This is a genomic window from Arthrobacter sp. 10T425 (assembly GCF_056393985.1).
Genome location: NZ_JBFTGZ010000001.1, coordinates 282,460 through 301,716 on the forward strand (window position 1 = coordinate 282,460; position 19,257 = coordinate 301,716).

Annotated in this window: 16 protein-coding genes; 13 read left to right on the plus strand and 3 right to left on the minus strand. The window is 69.2% G+C overall.

Annotated features, from left to right (window positions below):
* Nucleotides 1-16: 16 nt before the first annotated feature.
* Entirely contained in the window at nt 17-1,291 is a 1,275-nt protein-coding gene (locus AC1DDH_RS01375) for a PrsW family intramembrane metalloprotease (protein ID WP_476954697.1), read from the minus strand.
* A gap of 136 nt (nt 1,292-1,427) precedes the next feature.
* Between AC1DDH_RS01375 and pyrR the strand changes: the two genes are divergently transcribed.
* From pyrR to AC1DDH_RS01440, 13 genes are all read left to right on the plus strand, one after another.
* Nucleotides 1,428-2,027: a bifunctional pyr operon transcriptional regulator/uracil phosphoribosyltransferase PyrR gene (gene pyrR / locus AC1DDH_RS01380; protein ID WP_026537264.1), complete on the plus strand. Its 600-nt coding sequence runs from the start codon at nt 1,428-1,430 to the stop codon at nt 2,025-2,027.
* Nucleotides 2,024-3,088 (plus strand): aspartate carbamoyltransferase catalytic subunit, encoded by a 1,065-nt coding sequence (locus AC1DDH_RS01385; RefSeq protein ID WP_476954698.1) that lies wholly within the window; start codon nt 2,024-2,026, stop codon nt 3,086-3,088. The genes pyrR and AC1DDH_RS01385 overlap by 4 nt, the downstream gene beginning before the upstream one ends.
* On the plus strand, nt 3,088-4,476 hold the full coding sequence (locus tag AC1DDH_RS01390) for a dihydroorotase (protein ID WP_223916683.1): 1,389 nt from the start codon (nt 3,088-3,090) through the stop codon (nt 4,474-4,476). Before AC1DDH_RS01385 ends, AC1DDH_RS01390 begins: the two co-directional genes overlap by 1 nt.
* Nucleotides 4,473-4,994, plus strand: a complete 522-nt coding sequence (locus AC1DDH_RS01395; RefSeq protein WP_476849297.1) for a PH-like domain-containing protein — start codon at nt 4,473-4,475, stop codon at nt 4,992-4,994. The genes AC1DDH_RS01390 and AC1DDH_RS01395 overlap by 4 nt, the downstream gene beginning before the upstream one ends.
* Nucleotides 4,995-5,031: 37 nt before the next feature.
* A complete protein-coding gene (carA, locus tag AC1DDH_RS01400; protein WP_476857075.1) occupies nt 5,032-6,291 on the plus strand; it encodes a glutamine-hydrolyzing carbamoyl-phosphate synthase small subunit in 1,260 nt (419 codons plus the stop codon).
* Nucleotides 6,291-9,590: a carbamoyl-phosphate synthase large subunit gene (carB, locus tag AC1DDH_RS01405; RefSeq protein ID WP_459384934.1), complete on the plus strand. Its 3,300-nt coding sequence runs from the start codon at nt 6,291-6,293 to the stop codon at nt 9,588-9,590. The genes carA and carB overlap by 1 nt, the downstream gene beginning before the upstream one ends.
* On the plus strand, nt 9,583-10,449 hold the full coding sequence (pyrF, locus tag AC1DDH_RS01410; protein ID WP_476872425.1) for an orotidine-5'-phosphate decarboxylase: 867 nt from the start codon (nt 9,583-9,585) through the stop codon (nt 10,447-10,449). The genes carB and pyrF overlap by 8 nt, the downstream gene beginning before the upstream one ends.
* A gap of 189 nt (nt 10,450-10,638) precedes the next feature.
* On the plus strand, nt 10,639-10,956 hold the full coding sequence (gene mihF / locus AC1DDH_RS01415) for an integration host factor, actinobacterial type (protein WP_223916673.1): 318 nt from the start codon (nt 10,639-10,641) through the stop codon (nt 10,954-10,956).
* Nucleotides 10,957-10,996: 40 nt separating this feature from the next.
* Nucleotides 10,997-11,569: a guanylate kinase gene (gene gmk, locus AC1DDH_RS01420; RefSeq protein WP_476954699.1), complete on the plus strand. Its 573-nt coding sequence runs from the start codon at nt 10,997-10,999 to the stop codon at nt 11,567-11,569.
* A 39-nt stretch (nt 11,570-11,608) separates the two neighbouring features.
* Entirely contained in the window at nt 11,609-11,869 is a 261-nt protein-coding gene (rpoZ, locus tag AC1DDH_RS01425; RefSeq protein WP_018773134.1) for a DNA-directed RNA polymerase subunit omega, read from the plus strand.
* 52 nt (nt 11,870-11,921) lie between these two features.
* The gene (locus AC1DDH_RS01430; RefSeq protein WP_476954700.1) at nt 11,922-13,250 is read left to right on the plus strand and encodes a bifunctional phosphopantothenoylcysteine decarboxylase/phosphopantothenate synthase; all 1,329 of its coding nucleotides are present in this window, start codon (nt 11,922-11,924) and stop codon (nt 13,248-13,250) included.
* Between the two features lie 77 nt (nt 13,251-13,327).
* Nucleotides 13,328-14,563 (plus strand): methionine adenosyltransferase, encoded by a 1,236-nt coding sequence (metK, locus tag AC1DDH_RS01435; protein ID WP_028276457.1) that lies wholly within the window; start codon nt 13,328-13,330, stop codon nt 14,561-14,563.
* A gap of 195 nt (nt 14,564-14,758) precedes the next feature.
* Nucleotides 14,759-16,978: a primosomal protein N' gene (locus AC1DDH_RS01440; RefSeq protein ID WP_476954701.1), complete on the plus strand. Its 2,220-nt coding sequence runs from the start codon at nt 14,759-14,761 to the stop codon at nt 16,976-16,978.
* Nucleotides 16,979-17,236: 258 nt separating this feature from the next.
* On the opposite strand, the gene AC1DDH_RS01445 is transcribed toward AC1DDH_RS01440, so the two are convergent.
* Together AC1DDH_RS01445 and AC1DDH_RS01450 are read right to left on the minus strand one after the other, a co-directional pair.
* Nucleotides 17,237-18,328 carry a glycosyltransferase family 4 protein gene (locus AC1DDH_RS01445; protein ID WP_476954702.1) on the minus strand — a complete coding sequence of 364 codons (1,092 nt, stop codon included), beginning with the start codon at nt 18,326-18,328 and terminating at the stop codon, nt 17,237-17,239.
* Complete coding sequence (locus AC1DDH_RS01450) at nt 18,325-19,251, minus strand: alpha/beta fold hydrolase (RefSeq protein ID WP_476857071.1); 927 nt, start codon at nt 19,249-19,251, stop codon at nt 18,325-18,327. The genes AC1DDH_RS01445 and AC1DDH_RS01450 overlap by 4 nt, the downstream gene beginning before the upstream one ends.
* Nucleotides 19,252-19,257: the final 6 nt, after the last annotated feature.

Consider the following 19,257-nt stretch of genomic DNA (forward strand, 5'->3'; position numbering starts at 1 on the left):
TGGGTTGCCCCGGTCCCTAACCGACGACGGCGGCCCGGAGCGCGGCGATCCCGGCGAGCTGGTGCTGCTCATCGCGCTGGTGTGCCGGCACGTCCCGGCCGCTGAGGATGCGTTGCCGGGTGAGGGCGAGCTGGGTCGCGGCATCGAGCAGCGCCTTCATCTGCACGCCCCGCCCGGTGGACCTGGCCCAGCGCAGCGCGGAACGGCGGCCGGCGGCGGTGGCCAGCATGTCGACCTCGGCCGAGGTAAACCAGCCCGCGGCCGCGTATTCCGTCAGCCGCTGACGCGTGAGCCTGCGCTCAGCCACCCGCAGCAGCGCGATCACCAGCACCGCCAGCAGGAAGATCGGCACCTGCACCATCACGTACCGGCCCAGGAAGTCCCGGCCCATGCTGTTCCAGGCGCTGTGCAACAGCATCGCGGGGACGAGGCCGGCGAAGAACGCCAGCACGGACAGCCCGGTGTTCCCGCGGCCGGCGGCGAAGCCCATCACCAGACCGGTCGTACCCGTGAAAATGGCGTGGGCGAAGGGTGAGAGGACCCCGCGGAGAAAGAAGACCACCGCGAGGTCCGTGCCGGGATCGCTGGATTCGGCGATGGCGCGGCCGAAGTAGAGGATGTTCTCGGTAAACGCGAAGCCCGCCGCGATCGTGAAGGCGAACACCACGCCGTCGACCGGTCCGTTGAAGTGTTTCGGGGCAAAGAGCACGAGCAACAGCAGCCCCAGGGACTTGGCGAATTCCTCCACCACCGGCGCCTGGACCGTCACGGCGAACGTCGTATAGTCCAGTCCCGAGGCGGGCCCGGCCACCAGTGAGAAATAGGGCTGGATCAGCATCGTCACCGCGATCGAGACGACGGCTCCCCAGGCAAATGCGAAAAGCAGCAGGCGTTTCGGCTCAGGTTCCCAGCGGTCGATGAAGCGCACAGTCAGCAATACGGTCCCCAGGGGAACCAGCGAGGCCACGAAACCAATGGCAAAGCCGGTGATTCCGGTCCTTTCCAGCAGGAAGGGCACCACCAGGAAGAGGCAGAGGACCGCCAGGAATCCGCCGGCCATCACCAGGCCGAATACGCCGGAACCGCGGCCGTTCTTCCAGCCCGGGCTGCCTCCCGCCGGCCCGGCGGGAGGCAGTGCCGGCTGCAGCTGGCCGCCGTCGTTGGCAGGGGCCAGCTGGTAGTTCGCGGGCTGGACACGCCCCAGCCACGTCGGGTTGGCCTGCCGGGGCAGCGGCCCCTGGCGGGGGCCGCCAGGGTGCTCATGCCCCGGCCGCGGTCCGTTCATCGTCATGGAACCGAGCCTATGTCCGTGTGAGGTTAAACGCATTCCGGCGGCGACGGGGCAGCGGTGCCGTTGTGGTAATTTGAAAGAGCAAATAATCCTTTTTTAATTCCGTCCCGTGAGGCGGGGAAAGGGGAGACGAGCTTTGACTTCCGTGCCTTCAGCACCGGGTCCGGCGCAGGTGGTGCTCACCCGGGTTGTCCTTAACCAGGCTGACATTGACCGCGCGCTCACTCGTATCGCCCATGAAATTCTTGAGGCCAACAAGGGCTCCCAGGACCTCGTCCTGCTGGGCATCCCGCGCCGGGGCTATCCCCTCGCCGTCCGCCTCGCCGCCAAGATCGCCGCCGCGGATCCCACCGTGGACGCCGCGGCCATTGTCGGCCAACTCGACGTCACGATGTTCCGCGACGACCTCTCGCACCAGCCCACCAGGCCGCCCTACCCCACCCAGCTGCCGCGCACGGGCATCGACAACAAAGTTGTGGTGCTGATCGACGACGTCCTCTATTCCGGGCGCACCATCCGGGCAGCACTGGACGCCATCATCGACCTCGGCCGGCCGCGGATTGTCCGCCTCGCCGTGCTGATCGACCGCGGCCATCGGGAACTGCCCATCCGCGCCGACCATGTCGGCAAGAACCTGCCTACCTCCTCATCGGAGAAGGTCCGGGTCCGGCTCGAGGAAACCGACTCGGTGGACGGCGCCCCCGTAAATGAGGTCGTCATCGAGGCCACCGCATGAGGCACCTGCTCTCCACCGAAGACCTGAGCCTGCACAACGCCATCCGCATCCTGGACACCGCCGAGGAAATGGCTGCGGTGGGGGATCGCGAGGTCAAAAAGCTCCCCGCCCTGCGGGGGCGCACCGTGGTCAACCTCTTCTTCGAGGACTCCACCCGCACCCGGATCTCCTTCGAAGCCGCCGCCAAGCGGCTCTCCGCCGACGTCATCAACTTCGCCGCGAAGGGCTCGTCCGTCTCCAAGGGCGAGTCGCTGAAGGACACCGCCCAGACGCTCGCCGCGATGGGCGCCGACGCCGTCGTCATCCGGCACTGGGCCTCCGGCGCCCCGCACCGGCTCGCCGCGACCGACTGGATCGAAGCCGCCGTCATCAACGCCGGCGACGGCACCCACGAACACCCCACCCAGGCGTTGCTGGACGCGTTCACGATGCGCCGGCACTGGTCGAAGCTGGCCGGCACGCCCTCGGCCGGCGCCGACCTCAAAGGCATGCGCGTCGCCATCGCCGGTGACGTTCTGCACTCGCGCGTTGCCCGCTCCAACGTCTGGCTGCTGCGCACCCTCGGCGCCGAGGTCACCCTCGTCGCGCCGCCCACGCTGCTCCCCATCGGCGTCGAAAAATGGCCGTGCGCCGTCAGCTTCGACCTCGACGAGACCCTCGCGCAAGGCGTGGACGCCATGATGATGCTCCGCGTCCAGGGCGAACGGATGAATGCCTCCTTCTTCCCCACCACCCGCGAATACTCGCGGCGCTGGGGCTTCGACGACAACCGGCTCCGTGCCCTCGACAGCCTGGGGCTCAAGGACACCATCATCATGCACCCCGGTCCCATGAACCGCGGGCTGGAAATCTCCGCAGCCGCGGCCGACTCGCCCCGCTCCACCGTGCTGGCGCAGGTGCGCAACGGCGTCTCAGTCCGGATGGCGGCACTGTACCTGCTCCTGTCCGGGGAGAACCGCGAGCCGGCCGCCGCACCAGTTTCTGCCGCTGCCTCTGCGGCCGCGTCCGCGGCGCACGCCGCCATTCCGAACCTCACTTATTCCCACCAGGAGAGCCACTGATGGCCGATCAGCACCAGAACGCAGACAACAACGGCGCCTACCTCATCCGGGGGGCCTCGATCCTGGGCGGAGCAGCTGAGGACCTCCTGATCCGGGACGGCGTGATCGCCGCCCGCGGCCGTCAGCTGGACGCCGAAGGCGCCGGGGTGCGGGACGCAACAGTAATCGACGCCGCGGGCCTTGTCGCGCTCCCGGGCATGGTGGACATCCACACCCACCTGCGCGAACCCGGCCGCGAAGACGCCGAAACCGTCGAAACCGGCACCCGCGCCGCCGCCCTGGGCGGCTACACGGCCGTGCACGCCATGGCCAACAGCACCCCGGTGGCGGACACCGCCGGCGTCGTGGAGCAAGTCCTCACCCTTGGCCGGACCGCCGGCTGGGTGGACGTCCGCCCGGTGGGAGCAGTCACCGTGGGCCTCGCGGGGGAGCAGCTCGCCGAGCTCGGCGCCATGGCCGACTCCCGCGCCCACGTCCGCGTGTTCTCCGACGACGGCATCTGCGTCCACGATCCGGTGCTGATGCGCCGCGCGCTCGAATACGTCAAGGCGTTCGACGGCGTCGTGGCCCAGCACGCGCAGGAACCCCGCCTCACCGCCGGCGCCCAGATGAACGAGGGCGAGGTCTCCGCCGTCCTCGGCCTGGCCGGCTGGCCGGCCGTCGCCGAAGAGAGCATCATCGCCCGGGACGTGCTGCTGGCCCAGCACGTCGGGTCCCGCCTGCACGTCTGCCACGTCTCCACGGCGGGGTCCGTGGAGATCATCCGCTGGGCCAAGTCCCGCGGCGTCAACGTCACGGCCGAGGTCACCCCGCACCACCTCTGGCTCACGGATGAGCTCGCCCGCAGCTACGACCCCGTCTACAAGGTCAACCCGCCGCTGCGCACGGACGCCGATGTCCAGGCCCTCCGGGCCGCCCTGGCCGACGGCACGATCGACGTCGTCGGCACCGACCACGCCCCGCACCCGAGCGAACACAAGGAATGCGAGTGGGCGCAGGCGGCCATGGGCATGACCGGGCTGGAAACCGCGCTCTCCGTGGTCCAGCACACCATGATCGAAACAGGCCTGATGGGCTGGGAGGATTTTGCCCGCGTGACCTCCACGGCGCCGGCCGCCATCGGCCGGGTCCAGGACCAGGGCCGCCCGCTCGAGGCCGGGGAGCCTGCCAACGTCATACTCGTGGACCCGGCTGCGCGCTGGACCGTGGACCCTTCTAAGATGGCAACCATGGGCCGTAACTCTCCGTTTGCCGGCCGGGAACTGCCGGGGAAGGTAGTGGCGACGTTCTTCAAGGGCCACCCGACCGTTCTCGACGGAAAACTCAACACCCCGTACCGGTGGCCGGCCGAAGCGCTCGACGCAGGACCGGCGGGCCGCCGCCCGTGAGTGTCAAGGACCTCTCCCTGCTCTTCACGCTCGTCCTGATTGGCGTCGCGCTTGCCCTCATCGCCGTCGGCTGGCGTAACCGCCTGCGCCGCCAGTCCGACGTCGAGCCCCTCCCCGAGGTTCCCGCCGAACTCGGCGCCCCGCTGGCCGCCGCCGACGGCCAGTACGTCGCCTCCACCACCGCCGGCGACTGGCTGGACCGGATCGCCGTGCACAATCTGGGCATCCGCACCAACGCCAAGCTCTCCGTGCACCCCGAAGGCGTGCTGTTCGAGCGCGCGGGCGCCGGCCCGGTGTTCATCCCGGCCGGATGCCTGACCGGTGTGCGGCAGGAAAGCGGCATGGCCGGAAAGTTCGTGGAAAAGGACGGCCTGCTGGTGCTCAGCTGGATGCTCGGTTCCCACGAACTCGACACCGGCTACAGGACGCGCCGCGCCGAGGACAAGGCCGTGCTCCTCACCACCCTCCAAGATTTGATCTCCGCAGCCCCTCAGGCAGAAGCCGATAGTGGAAAGTAACGACGTGACGGAATCCAACGAAGTGACAGAAACAGCAGTGTCAGAGAAAACAGTGACAGAAGAATCAGTGCCAGCTAACCCCACTGCACCCGCAGCAGCATCCACCCCCGCGGTCCTCGTGCTCGAGGACGGCCGGATTTTCCGCGGCACCAGCTACGGCGCCACCGGAACGGCCCTCGGCGAGGCAGTCTTCGCGACCGGCATGACCGGCTACCAGGAGACCATCACCGACCCCTCCTACGCCCGCCAGCTCGTGGTCCAGACCGCGCCGCACATTGGCAACACCGGCGTCAACACCGACGACGCCGAGTCCCGCCGCATCTGGGTGGCCGGCTACATCGTCCGCGACGCCGCGCGCCGGCCCTCCAACTGGCGTTCCGAACGCCCCCTCGACGACGAGCTCGTCGAGCAGGGGATCGTCGGCATCCAGGGCGTCGACACCCGCGCCATCACCCGCCACCTGCGCGAACACAAGACCATGCGCGCCGGCATCTTCTCCGGTGACGCCGCCCGCGCCACGGACAAGGAACTCGTCGACGCTGTCCTGGCCAGCGCGCCGATGGAAGGCTCACGGCTCGCCGAGGAAGTCAGCGTGGACGCCGCCTACACGGTGGAGCCCAAGGACTTCGGCTGGGACGGCGAGCCGCGGTTCAGCATCGCCGCCATCGATTTGGGCATCAAGCGCATGACCCCCGTACGGTTCGCCGAGCGCGGGGTCCGGGTGCACGTGCTGCCCGCCACGGCAACCCTCGCCGACGTCCAGGCCGTCAACCCGGACGGCTTCTTCATGTCCAACGGCCCCGGCGACCCCGCCACCGCGGACAACCAGGTGGCGCTGCTGCGCTCCGTGCTCGATGAGAAGATCCCGTACTTCGGCATCTGCTTCGGCAACCAGATCCTCGGCCGGGCTCTCGGGTTCGGCACCTACAAGCTCCGCTACGGCCACCGCGGCCTGAACCAGCCCGTGATGGACCGCCGCACCGGCAAGGTCGAAATCACTTCGCAGAACCACGGCTTCGCCGTCGACGCCCCGCTCAACGGCGCCACCCAGGCCCCCGAGGAGCGCTTCGGCCGGGTCGAGGTCAGCCACGTGAGCCTCAACGACGACGTCGTCGAGGGGCTGTCCTGCCTCGACATTCCGGCCTTCTCCGTGCAGTACCACCCCGAAGCGGCCGCCGGCCCGCACGACGCCGCCTACCTCTTCGACCGCTTCATCGAGCTGATGGCGGACGCTTCTTCAAAGACAGAGACCGGCACAAAGACTGCCACCGATTCCAAGACTGGGGACACGAAGTAATGCCCAAGAGAACTGACCTCAAGAGCGTCATGGTCATCGGGTCCGGCCCGATCGTGATCGGCCAGGCGGCCGAATTCGATTACTCCGGCACCCAGGCGCTGCGCGTCCTCAAGGAGGAAGGCCTGCGGGTCATCCTCGTCAACTCCAACCCGGCCACCATCATGACGGACCCCGAGTTCGCGGACGCGACCTACATCGAGCCGATCACCCCCGAAGTGGTGGAGAAAATCATCGCCAAGGAGCGCCCCGACGCGCTCCTGCCGACCCTCGGCGGCCAGACGGCGCTCAACACGGCCATCGCGCTGGACAAGAACGGCGTCCTGGAGAAGTACAACGTCGAGCTGATCGGCGCCAATATCGCCGCGATTGAGCTGGGCGAGGACCGCGAGAAGTTCAAGGGCGTCGTCGAGCGCTGCGGCGCCGAGTCGGCCCGCAGCCACATCATCCACACCATGGACGAGGCACTCGCCGCGGCCGGTGACCTCGGTTACCCGATGGTCGTCCGGCCCTCCTTCACCATGGGCGGCCTGGGCTCCGGGCTGGCCTACGACGAGGGGGACCTGCGCCGGATTGTCGGCCAGGGCCTGCAGTACAGCCCCACGTCCGAGGTGCTGCTCGAAGAGAGCATCCTCGGCTGGAAGGAGTACGAGCTCGAGATGATGCGGGACAAGAACGACAACGTCGTGGTGGTCTGCTCCATCGAGAACTTCGATCCGGTCGGCGTGCACACCGGCGACTCGATCACCGTCGCCCCGGCGCTGACCCTGACGGACCGCGAATACCAGCGGCTGCGCGACATCTCCATCGCCGTCATCCGCGAAGTCGGCGTCGACACCGGCGGCTGCAACATCCAGTTCGCCGTCGAGCCGGACACCGGCCGCGTCGTCGTGATCGAAATGAACCCCCGCGTCTCCCGTTCCTCCGCCCTCGCGTCCAAGGCCACCGGCTTCGCGATCGCCAAGATCGCCACGAAGCTGTCCCTCGGCTACACCCTGGACGAGATCCCGAACGACATCACCCAGAAGACCCCGGCGTCCTTCGAACCGACCCTGGACTACGTGGTGGTGAAGGTCCCGCGCTTCGCCTTCGAGAAGTTCCCGGCGGCGGACCCCACCCTGACCACCACCATGAAGTCGGTGGGCGAGGCCATGGCCATGGGCCGGAACTTCACCGAGGCCCTGCAGAAGGCCTTGCGCTCCCTGGAGCAGAAGGGCTCCCAGCTGGACTTCAGCCACGTCCCGGAATGGGAAGTCGCGGAGCTGATCGAGAAGGCCAAGCGCCCCACCACCGAGCGCCTGCACCAGGTGCAGCGCGCCATGCTCGGCGGCGCCACCGTGGAACAGCTCTTCGAGGCGACCAAGATCGACCCCTGGTACCTGGACCAGCTCCAGCTGCTCAACGAGATCTCGCTCGAAATCCGCCAGGCCGCGGCGCTGACGCCGGAGATGCTGACCCGCGCCAAGCGCCACGGCTTCTCCGACGAACAGATCGGTGCGCTGACCCACAACTCCGAGGACGTCGTCCGCGGGGTCCGGCAGGCCCTGGGCATCCGTCCCGTCTACAAGACCGTGGACACCTGCGCGGCCGAGTTCGCCGCCTACACCCCGTACCACTACTCCTCCTATGACGAGGAGGACGAGGTTGCGCTGCACGCCAAGCCGTCCATCATCATCCTCGGGTCCGGCCCCAACCGGATCGGCCAGGGCATCGAGTTCGACTACTCCTGCGTGCACGCCTCGATGGCGCTGCGCAAGGCCGGCTACGAGACCGTGATGGTCAACTGCAACCCGGAAACCGTCTCCACCGACTACGACGTCTCCACCCGGCTCTACTTCGAGCCGCTCACCCTGGAGGACGTCCTCGAGGTCATCGCGGCCGAGGAGCGCACCGGCGGGGTCATGGGCGTCTTCGTCCAGCTCGGCGGCCAGACCCCGCTCAAGCTCGCCCAGCAGCTCGCCGACGCCGGCGTGCCGATCCTCGGCACCTCGCCGGAGGCCATCGACCTGGCCGAACACCGCGGCGCCTTCTCCCGCGTCCTCGACAAGGCCGGGCTCGTCTCGCCGAAGAACGGCACCGCCGTGTCCTTCGAGGACGCCAAGAAGATCGCCGACGAGATCGGCTACCCGGTCCTGGTCCGGCCCTCCTACGTCCTCGGCGGACGCGGCATGGAGATCGTCTACGACGAGCCCAACCTCTCCCGCTACATCGCCAACGCCACCGAGATCACCCCCGACCACCCGGTCCTGATCGACCGCTTCCTCGAGGACGCCGTCGAGATCGACGTCGATGCCCTCTACGACGGCACGGAGATGTACCTCGGCGGCATCATGGAACACATCGAGGAGGCCGGCATCCACTCCGGCGACTCGGCCTGCGTCCTGCCGCCCATCACCCTGGGCGGCAACGTACTGGAACGGGTGCGCACCGCCACCTTGGCGATCGCCGAGGGCGTGGGCGTCCGCGGCCTGATCAACATCCAGTTCGCCCTGGCCTCCGACGTGCTCTACGTCCTCGAAGCCAACCCGCGCGCGTCCCGCACCGTCCCGTTCGTCTCCAAGGCCACGGGTGTCCAGATGGCGAAAGCCGCGGCCCTGATCGGCACCGGCGTCACCATCAACCAGCTCCGCAGCGCCTACAAGATGCTGCCGGAGAGCGGCGACGGCTCCACCCTGCCGCTGGACGCGCCGGTCTCGGTCAAGGAAGCCGTGCTGCCGTTCAGCCGCTTCCGCACCCCGGAGGGCAAGGTGGTGGACTCCCTGCTCGGCCCGGAAATGCGCTCCACGGGCGAGGTCATGGGCATCGACAAGCACTTCGACACGGCCTTCGCCAAGAGCCAGGCGGCCGCGAACAACGCCCTGCCCACCGAGGGCAAGATCTTCGTCTCGGTGGCCAACCGGGACAAGCGCTCGGTCATCATGGGCGTCAAGCGGCTCTCGGACCTCGGCTTCGAGATCGTCTCCACCGGCGGCACAGCCGACGTGCTCCGCCGCAACGGGATCCAGGCCACCCCGGTCCGGAAGGTCGCCGAAGGTTCCAGCGCCGAAGGCGAAGGCACCATCGCCGACCTCATCATCGCCGGCGAGATCGACATGGTATTCAACACACCCTCCGGCGGCGAGGCCCGCAGCGACGGCTACGAACTCCGTGCCGCCGCGACCTCGATCGGGATCCCGTGCATCACCACCGTGGCCGAGTTCAACGCGGCCGTCCAGGCCATCGAGGCGCTGCGCACCTACGAATGGTCGGTCACGAGCCTGCAGGAACACGCCGCGAACCTGAAGGCGCTCCAGGATGCCTGAGGCATCCACCGCCCCGGCGGCCGGCCGGGAGACCTTCGGCTCCCGGCTGGGGCGGGCCATGGCGGACCGCGGCCCGCTGTGCGTCGGCATCGACCCGCACCCGGCGCTGCTGCAGCGCTGGGGGCTCACTGACGACGCCGCCGGGCTGGAACGCTTCTCGCTGACCGTGCTGGAGGCAGTGGGCTCCCTCGCTGCCGCGGTGAAACCGCAGGTGGCCCTGTACGAGCGCCACGGATCGGCTGGAATCGCCGTGCTCGAACGCACCCTGGCCGCGGCGGCGGAAGCGTCCGTGCTGACCATCGCGGACGCCAAACGCGGCGACATCGGCTCCACCATGGCCGCCTACGCGGATGCCTGGCTGCGGGACGGCTCGGCCCTGGCCGCGGATTCGGTGACGTTGAGCCCGTACCTGGGCTTTGAGTCGCTCCGGCCCGCCCTGGACCTGGCGGCCGGGACCGGCCGCGGGGTGTTCGTCCTCGCGCTGACTTCGAACCCGGAGGGCGCCTCGGTCCAGCACGTCGGCGGGGGCGATTCCGTCGCGCGGCGGATCACGGAAGCGGCCGCGGTGGAGAACCAGCGCTATGACGGTTCGCTCGGTTCCGTGGGCCTGGTGGTCGGTGCCACGGTGGGCTCGGCCCTTTCCGCACTGGATATCGATCTGGCGGCGGTCCGCGGGCCGATCCTGGCCCCGGGGCTGGGCGCTCAGGGCGCCACGGCCGCGGACCTGCGCCGCACGTTCGGTGCGGCCTATCCCCAGGTCCTGGGGACCTCGAGCCGGGAGATTCTCGGCGCCGGACCGCAGCTGCAGTCCCTCCGGGATGCCGCGCGGCGCACCCTCGACGAACTCCTCGCGGCTTAGCGGCAGCCGCCTCGCCGGCCCGGGACCGGAGCTGCCGGACCCGGGCCGGGGGCCGTCCCGTTCGGAATTGTGCTTTTCCCGTTCCCGAACTGGCCGGCGCGCAGATTTCCATTGATTTCTGCCGCCGCCTGACGGTAGGTTCGGGGCAAGGGCATGAGTGCCCCGTCCCGCCATGCAGGGAGGCCTTCCGTGAGTTTGAGACCACTCACTCCTCAGGAGCGTTCCGACGCCCTTCGCAAGGCCGCTGCCGCAAGGGCCACCAGGGCCGAGGCAAAGGAGCGGCTCAAGACGGGGGAGCTGACCATCGCCAATGTCATCAGTGCCGCCGAATCCGACGACGCCATTGCCCGCATGAGAATCGTGGAGCTGCTCGAGGCCCTGCCCGGGATCGGCCGGGTCCGGGCGGCGGCCATCATGGACCAGCTCGGCATCGCACAATCCCGACGGGTCCGCGGCCTGGGAATCCACCAGCGCCGGGCGCTGGTAGATTTTATTGACGACAAGTAGCCCGGTCCGCCGAGCTGCCCACCACCGCCCAAAGGAATATGTGAGCAAGAAACCGGGACTGACAGTCCTCGCCGGCCCGACGGCTGTTGGCAAAGGCACCGTGTCCACCTACATCCGGGACAACTACCCCGGAGTCTGGCTCTCCGTGTCGGCCACCACGCGCCCGCCGCGGCCGGGGGAGCAGGACGGGATCCACTACTTCTTCAAATCGGCCGAGGAATTCGATGCCCTGGTCGAAAACGGCGAACTGCTCGAGTGGGCCATTGTCCACGGCCGGAACCGCTACGGCACGCTGCGCAGCACGGTTGACGCCGCCATTGCCGAGGGCCGCTCGGTGCTGCTGGAGATCGATCTGCAGGGCGCCCGGCAGGTCAAGCAGGCCGTCCCGGATGCCCAGTTTGTGTTCCTGGCGCCCCCGAGCTGGGACGAAATGGTCCGCCGGCTGGTCGGCCGCGGCACGGAAAGCGCCGAAGAACAGCAGCAGAGGCTGGAAACCGCTAAACTAGAACTTGCCGCTGAACCGGAGTTCGACCACACCGTCATCAATGATGACGTTCGTCGGGCAGCGGACGAGCTTGTTTCACTCATGGGGCTGACCCCGAACCCGCGCTAGGCGCCGGGACGTACCGGCCCGTTAGAATTTGGAGAATTCGTGTCCACGAACCTTGAAGGCATCATCAACCCGCCGATCGACGAGCTGCTGAAGGCCGCCGACTCGAAGTACGGACTGGTGATTTTTGGTGCCAAGCGCGCACGCCAGATCAACGCGTACTACGCCCAGCTGCATGAGGGCCTGTTTGAGTACGTTGGCCCGCTGGTCGACACCAAGCTGAACGAGAAGTCCCTGTCGATCGCCCTGCGCGAGATCAACGAAGGCAAGCTCGTCTCCACGCCGATCGAAACCGCAGAGTAATTCCCCCCGCGGGAAGAGCCAAGTAAACAGACTGCCTGCTGACGGAGATCACGTGCGCATAGTCCTCGGAGTCGGGGGAGGGATCGCCGCCTACAAGGTGGCATCGCTCCTCCGGCTTTTTACTGAAGCCGGGCATGACGTCACGGTCATCCCCACCGAGGCGGCCACCCGCTTCGTCGGCGTCGCGACGTGGGAGGCCCTGTCCGGGCACCCGGTGAGCAACAGCGTGTTCGACGCCGTCCACACGGTCAACCATGTCCGTCTCGGCCACGAGGCCGAACTGATCGTCGTGGCCCCGGCCACGGCCGATCTCCTGGCCCGCGCGGCCACCGGCCAGGCCGACGACCTCCTCACCAACACCCTGCTGATGGCCGGCGACTGCCCGGTGCTCATGGCCCCGGCCATGCACACCGAAATGTGGCAACACCCCGCGACCCAGGCCAACGTCGAAACGTTGCGCAACCGCGGCGTCACCGTGCTGGAACCCGCGAGCGGGCGGCTGACCGGCGCCGACTCCGGTCCCGGCCGCCTGCCCGAGCCGGAGGCGATCTTCACCGCAGCCATGGCCCTCGCCGGCGCCGAAGCGGCCGCCGCCAACGCTTCCGCAACTTCCGCGGCGATGCCGGCCGTTGACCCGGACGTGACCACTGCCCTGGCCGCCGCGCCTGCAACGGCGCAGCCGGCGGTTACGCCGTTGGCCGGACTGACGGTGACCATCAGTGCCGGCGGCACCCGGGAACCGCTGGACCCCGTGCGGTTCCTCGGCAACCGCTCCTCCGGCAAGCAGGGCGTGGCCCTGGCCGCCGCGGCCCGCGACGCCGGAGCCCGCGTCCGCCTGCTGACCGCCCACATGGAAGTCCCGGCGCCCGCCGGCGTCGAAATCGTCCAGGTCGAAACGGCCCTGGAACTGCGGGAGGCGGCGCTGCACGCGGCCGCCGACTCCGACGTCGTCATCATGGCCGCCGCGGTCGCGGACTTCCGGCCGGCGGACGTCGCCGGGACCAAGATCAAGAAGCGCGACGACGTCGCCGATCCCGTGATCAACCTGGTGCGCAACCCCGACATCCTGCGCGAACTCGTCGAGGTCCGCGACGCCGCGTCCCGGAATCAGCTGATCGTCGGCTTCGCCGCCGAGACGGGCGATGCCGGCGGCGATGTCCTGGACTATGCCCGGGCCAAGCTGCACCGGAAAGCCTGCGACCTGCTGGTCGTCAACCAGGTGGGCCGGGACTTGGTCTTTGGCGAGGACACGAACACAGTAGTCATCCTTTCCCGTGACGGCTCCGAACCCCAAGAGGCGTCGGGTTCCAAATCCGACGTCGCGGCTGCCGTGATCGACCGGATCAGCGCCGAGCTGAGCCGGGCTGTACCGCCGGCGTAGCCCGGCGTAACCAACATCTCCTTAGCACGGGGACACACGCCGCCGGACGTCCGTTATCCAACCAGTAAGGTAGTTGAGTGACTTTACCGCTGCACATCCCCGCCTTCCACGGGTCCACGCCCGCCGCGCTCCGGCTCTTCACGTCCGAGTCGGTGACGGAGGGCCACCCCGACAAGATCTGTGACCAGATCAGCGATGCGATCCTCGACGCACTGCTCGACAAAGACCCCGAGTCCCGGGTAGCCGTGGAGACGCTGGCCACCACCGGGCTGGTCCACGTCGCGGGCGAGGTCACCACCGATGCCTATGTCGAGATTCCGCAGATTGTCCGGGAGACCATCCTGGGCATCGGGTACGATTCTTCGGCCAACGGCTTCGACGGCGCCCGGTGCGGCGTCTCGGTATCCATCGGCCAGCAGTCCAACGACATCGCCGGCGGCGTGTTCAACTCCCTCGAAGCGCGTGAGGGCCGCCAGGAGGACGACTACGACCTCCAGGGAGCCGGCGACCAGGGACTCATGTTCGGCTACGCCAGCGACGAAACGCCGTCCTACATGCCCGTGCCGATCTGGCTCGCGCACCGGCTCTCCGAGCGCCTGACCGAGGTCCGCAAGAACGGCGAACTCGCCTACCTGCGCCCGGACGGCAAGACCCAGGTCACCGTGGGCTACGACGGCGACCGCCCGGTCTCAGTCGAAACCGTCGTCATCTCCAGCCAGCACGCCGAAGGCACCAGCCTGGACCAGCTCCGGGCCGACCTCGCCGAGCACGTGGTGGGGCCGGTCATGGCACTGTCCAACCTGGACACCTCACGGACCCGCAACATCCTCAACCCCGCAGGTGCCTTTGTGATTGGCGGCCCGGTAGGCGACGCCGGCCTCACCGGCCGTAAGATCATCGTCGACACCTACGGCGGCATGGCCCGCCACGGCGGCGGCGCGTTCTCCGGCAAGGACCCGTCGAAGGTGGACCGTTCGGCCGCCTACGCCATGCGCTGGGTCGCCAAGAACGTGGTGGCCGCCGGCCTCGCCAAGCGTGCCGAAATCCAGATCGCCTACGCGATCGGCCAGGCCCGCCCGGTGGGGACCTACGTTGAGACGTTCGGAACCGAAACCGTGGACCCGGCCCGCATCAGCGCCGCGATCGCCGAGATCTTCGACCTGCGCCCGCGGGCCATCATCGACGCCCTCGACCTCAAGCGCCCGATCTACGCCAAGACCGCCGCCCACGGTCACTTCGGCCGCGAAGACCCGGACTTCACGTGGGAACGCCTGGACCGGGTCGACGAGCTGAAGGCGTTCTTCAACGCCTAAGACCCGGCCCACACGGTCCAAAGCCGCCCCGGCGGTGTGTTTTGACAGTGAGTTTGTCAGTCCTGCGTGATGTGCTGTAGCCAGGCCGCCCTCCGGTGGCCTGGCTACAGTGCATTTGGGAATACAGTGCATTTCGGAAACAGTGCATTTTGAAACAGTGCATGTGTCGAACGATCCTCAGGGGAGGTGCGAGCCGTGAGTCCCATTCCTGCCGGCGGCGCGCCCGGTGAACCCCAGCAGCTGTCCCTGCTCCAGGGTTTTCCCGCCTCCGCCGCGGAAGCGTCCGGGCCGGCCCTTGCGGCACATCTGCCGGTGGCACGGGTGCTGATCGAGTCCTCGCTGCCCCACCTGGACAGGCCTTTCGACTACAGCGTCCCCGCCGCCCTCGACGCCGACGCCATCCCCGGAGTCCGGGTCAAGGTCAAATTCAACGGGCAGGAACTGGCCGGATACCTGCTGGAGCGCACCGCCGGATCCGACGCCGGCCACCCCCTGGTGCCGCTGCACAAGGTGCTCTCCGCCGTCCCGGTCCTGACCCCCGCAGTGGCCGAGCTCGCCGGCCGGATCGCCTCGCGCTACGCCGGAACGGTCAGCGATGTCCTGCGCGTGGCCGTGCCGCCGCGCATGGCCAAGCTGGAAAAGGAATTCGCCCCGGACGGCCGGCTCGATCCCGCGCTGTTCGGCACTGAGACGTTCGGTCTGGCGACCGACGTGTCGCTTCCGTCGCCGGCCGCCGGCAGCATCTGGACCCGGTACCGCAACGGTGCGGCATTCCTCGCCCACCTCGCCGCGGGGGAGTCGCCCCGGGCCGTGCTGACCGCCCTGCAGGGGTACGGGCCCGCCGGCTGGCCGCGGATGATCGCCGAAGCCGTGGCCGCGGTGCGGATCTCCGGCCGCGGCGCCGTCGTCGTGGTGCCCGACTACCGGGACCTTGACCGCGTGGAATCTGCCCTGCTGGAACTGCTTCCCGCCGGCGACGTCGCCCGGCTCACCGCGGACGACGGCCAGACGCCGCGCTACCGCAGCTTCCTGCGCGTGCTCAGCGGCGCCGCCGGGGTCGCCGTGGGCACGCGGTCCGCGGCCTACGCGCCGGTGCCGAACCTCGGGCTCGTCATCTGCTGGGACGACGGCGACGACCTCCACATCGAGCAGCGCTCCCCGTACGCGCACACCCGCGAAGTCCTCCTGCTCCGGGCGGCCCAGGAGGGGGCCGCGTGCCTGCTCGCGGCCCATTCGCGCAGCACCGAAGCGGAGCGGCTGGTCGCCTCGGGCTGGGCCCAGGCCGTGGAAGCGGACCGGGCCGTCGTGCGGCGTACAGTCCCGCGGGTCCTGAACACAGCCGACAGCTACGAACTCGAGCATGACCCGCTCGCCCGGATCGCCCGGCTCCCCGGCGCGGCCTGGCGGGCCGCCAAGGAAGGCCTGGAACGGGGTCCGGTCCTGGTCCAGGTGGCCCGCGCCGGCTACGCCCCCTCGCTGGTGTGCGACACCTGCCGGGAACCGGCCCGCTGCACTGCCTGCAGCGGCCCGCTGGCGATCGCCGGCCCGGCCGGGAGCAGCGCCGTGCCGCAATGCCGCTGGTGCTCGGCCCCGGCCCCGGCCTGGCGCTGCGGCACGTGCAACGGCGCCAAGCTAAGGCGCGGCGCCACGGGAGCCCTCCGCACCGCGGAGGAGCTGGGCCGGGCGTTTCCGGGAAAACCGGTCATCACCTCCTCCGGGGACCAGATCAAGGCCACCGTTGCGGAGACCGCGGCCCTCGTGGTGGCCACCGTCGGTGCCGAACCCGTGGCCTTCGGCGGGTACGCCGCGGCCCTGCTGCTCGACGGCGATTCGCTGCTGCGCCGGGAAAACCTGAGGGCGGGGGAGGACGCGGTCCGCCGCTGGTTCAACGCCGCGGCCCTGGTGCGGCCCGCTTCCGAGGGAGGCCTGGTGGTCATCACCGCCGACGACGCCGCCGGGGTTGGCGCCCTGCTGCGCTGGGATCCCGCCGGGTACGCCAGCCGGGAACTGGCACTGCGGCAGGAACTGCAGCTGCCGCCCGCCGTGCGGGTCGCCTCCGTCACCGGCGGCAGGACCGCCGTCGGCCATTTCACGGACGCCATTCAGCAGCGGCTGGCGGTGCAGGGAACCGTCCTCAGGACGGCCGGGCCCGCGCCCCTGATCCTGCCGGCGGCCGCGGGGGCAGGCCGCACGCAGCCGCAGGATGCTGCGACGCGGGATACTGTGCCCCGGGATGCTGTGCCACGGAATGCTGTGCCCCGGGACTCCGGCCAGGAGGTCCGGACCCTGCTGTTCATCCCCTACGCCCAGGCCGCGGCTGCCACGGCCGTCATGCGGGCCGTCAAGGCGGCGGCCGCAGCCAAACGCAGCGACGACCCGGTGCAACTGCGCCTGGACGGCGTCGACGTCCTGTAGGACCCTCCATTGCGTCCCCGCGTCTCCGCGGCTCACATGGCCCCACCGGCACGGCGGTCCCTCCATGCAACGGGCGCGCATGCCACAACGGCCCCGCAGGCCGGCGGCCATTCGCCGCAGATGGCCGGAATGAGGCTCCGTATTGCGGCCCTCCGCGGCAAATGGGTGGTCGGGGCCCGTGGCGCCGGCGTCATCCCGGCCTCGCTTTGGGTGCGGCGCGGAGCGGATTTCCGTGCCGGCCACTTACAGCCGTTCCGGCTATCTCCGGTCGCGGGGCCGGTTCCGGAGCGCGACGGCCTCTTCGGCGACGGCCACGAGCCGCCGCGCCGACTCATCCCAGCTGAAGTCTGCGGCCCGCTCCACTGAACGGCGGGACCGGGCCTTCCACAGGGCGGGGTCCTCGAGCGTGCGCACCGCCTCGGCAAACTCCGCCGGGGAGTCCGGATGCACGTAGCTGACGGCATCGTCACCGACCTCCCGGAAGATCGGGATGTCGCTGGCAATCACCGGCGTGCCGTGGGACATGGCCTCGACGAGCGGCAGTCCGTAGCCCTCGGCCCGGGACAGGCTGACCAGGGCGGTGGTGCGTGCCAGGAGGGCCTCATACTCGGCCTCGGTCACCCCGTTGTGGAAGACGATGCTTGCGCCCTCCGGAGCCAGTGCCTCGAGCTCGGCCCGCCGCTCGGGCGTGATGCGGCTGAGCAGATGCAGGGTCATGTCCGGCAGTTCCGCCATGCCGCGGACCATGGTCTCCACGTTCTTATAGGGCATGAAGGAACCCATGTAGAGCAGCGTCTTGTCGGCCCCCGCCCCGGGATCGCGCGGGGTGTGGCCGTGCTGGGGGGCGTTGCCGACAATCCTGACAGGACGCCGGGTGAGCCGGTACTTCGCCATCAGGGCCGCCGTGGTGGAGCTGATCGTCGCCACGATGTCCGCCCGGTTCAGCAGGAGCCGCTGGGGCCAGAAAGCCTTGTGGTACAGGCGCCACAGGACCCTGACGGGGGCCGGCAGGAATCCGGGAGGGGTGGGGTGCTCGTAGTAGATGAGGTCGTGCAGGGTCAGCACCAGGGCGTACTTCCGGCCCCAGCTGCCCATGGTCTGCATGGGGCATACCACCACGTCGGCGCCCAGCTTGTTGACCTTGGCCGCCACGAAGAGTTCGGCCGGGGACAGCGGGCTGTTGATCAGGGTGTAGGGAACATCGGGCAGGAGCGCGAGCTGGCGGGTGTCGCTGATCAGCATCGAGACGTCGGCGATCCTGGCGGCCGCCGCGATCAGGCTGGCGCCGTAACGGCTGATTCCGTCGTGGTGGTCCAGCCGGGTGAAGCGGGCATCAATGAGAATTTTCACGCGGCGTGGTCCTTTAGGAAGCGTCTGATGTAGCGGGCAGCGGGCTCGGGGGTTTCGTAGTGGATCAGGTGCCCGACGCCGGGAATGACCTCCAGCCTCCCGTCCGGGAGCCGCGCCGCGAGTTTGTGCTGGTCCGCCAGCATGGCGATCTCGTCCTTCTCGCCCGCGATCAGCAGCACCGGCAGCGTCAGGTCGCCGGCCACCTCGGTGACGTTGCTGCCCACCGAGGCCTTGAAGGCCTGAAGCAGGCTGTCCCGGTCCGCGAAGGAGGAAAAATAGGCGCTGTGCTGGGCGTGCACGAACCGGCGGATGTCCTTGTCCCCGGTCTTGGCCATGGTCACGCTCATCACCCGCACGATCGCCTGGCTGCGCAGCAGGGCCAGCCCGAGCCGCTGGGGAAGGCGTGCGGCGGCCTCGTAGTAGAGCACCGCGAGCTTCGTCATCAGGCCCTTGGGCCCTTCGAGGGCGGGCGCCGCGATGGGATTGACAAGGATCAGCTCGGCCACGGCACCGGGGTTGGCCGCCACGAAATGGCTGGCAATGATCGAACCGAACGAATGCCCCAGCAGGACCGTGTCCGCGCCCAGTCCCAGAGCAGCCATGAAACCGCCCAGGAACTGGCTGTAGCCGGCAACGCTGTGCCCGGTTCCCGCGAAGGCGGCCGAGCTGCCGAAGCCCGGCAGGTCCGGCATGATCAGGCGCATGTCCGTCAGCTGGTCGGCTACCCGGAGCAGGCCGTGGTGGTCGCCGCGGAACCCGTGCACCACCAGGATGGTGCGCGTTTCGGGGGTGACCTCGGCGGGTTCGTAGACCCAGTACGCGATCCGGGCACCGTCAACCTCAACGGACGCGGCCCGGGTGCGGGCGTCGAGTCCGCCGCTGAAGAGGGGCGTGCGTGAGGACCCGGTATCCACTTGTTCCATTGGTTC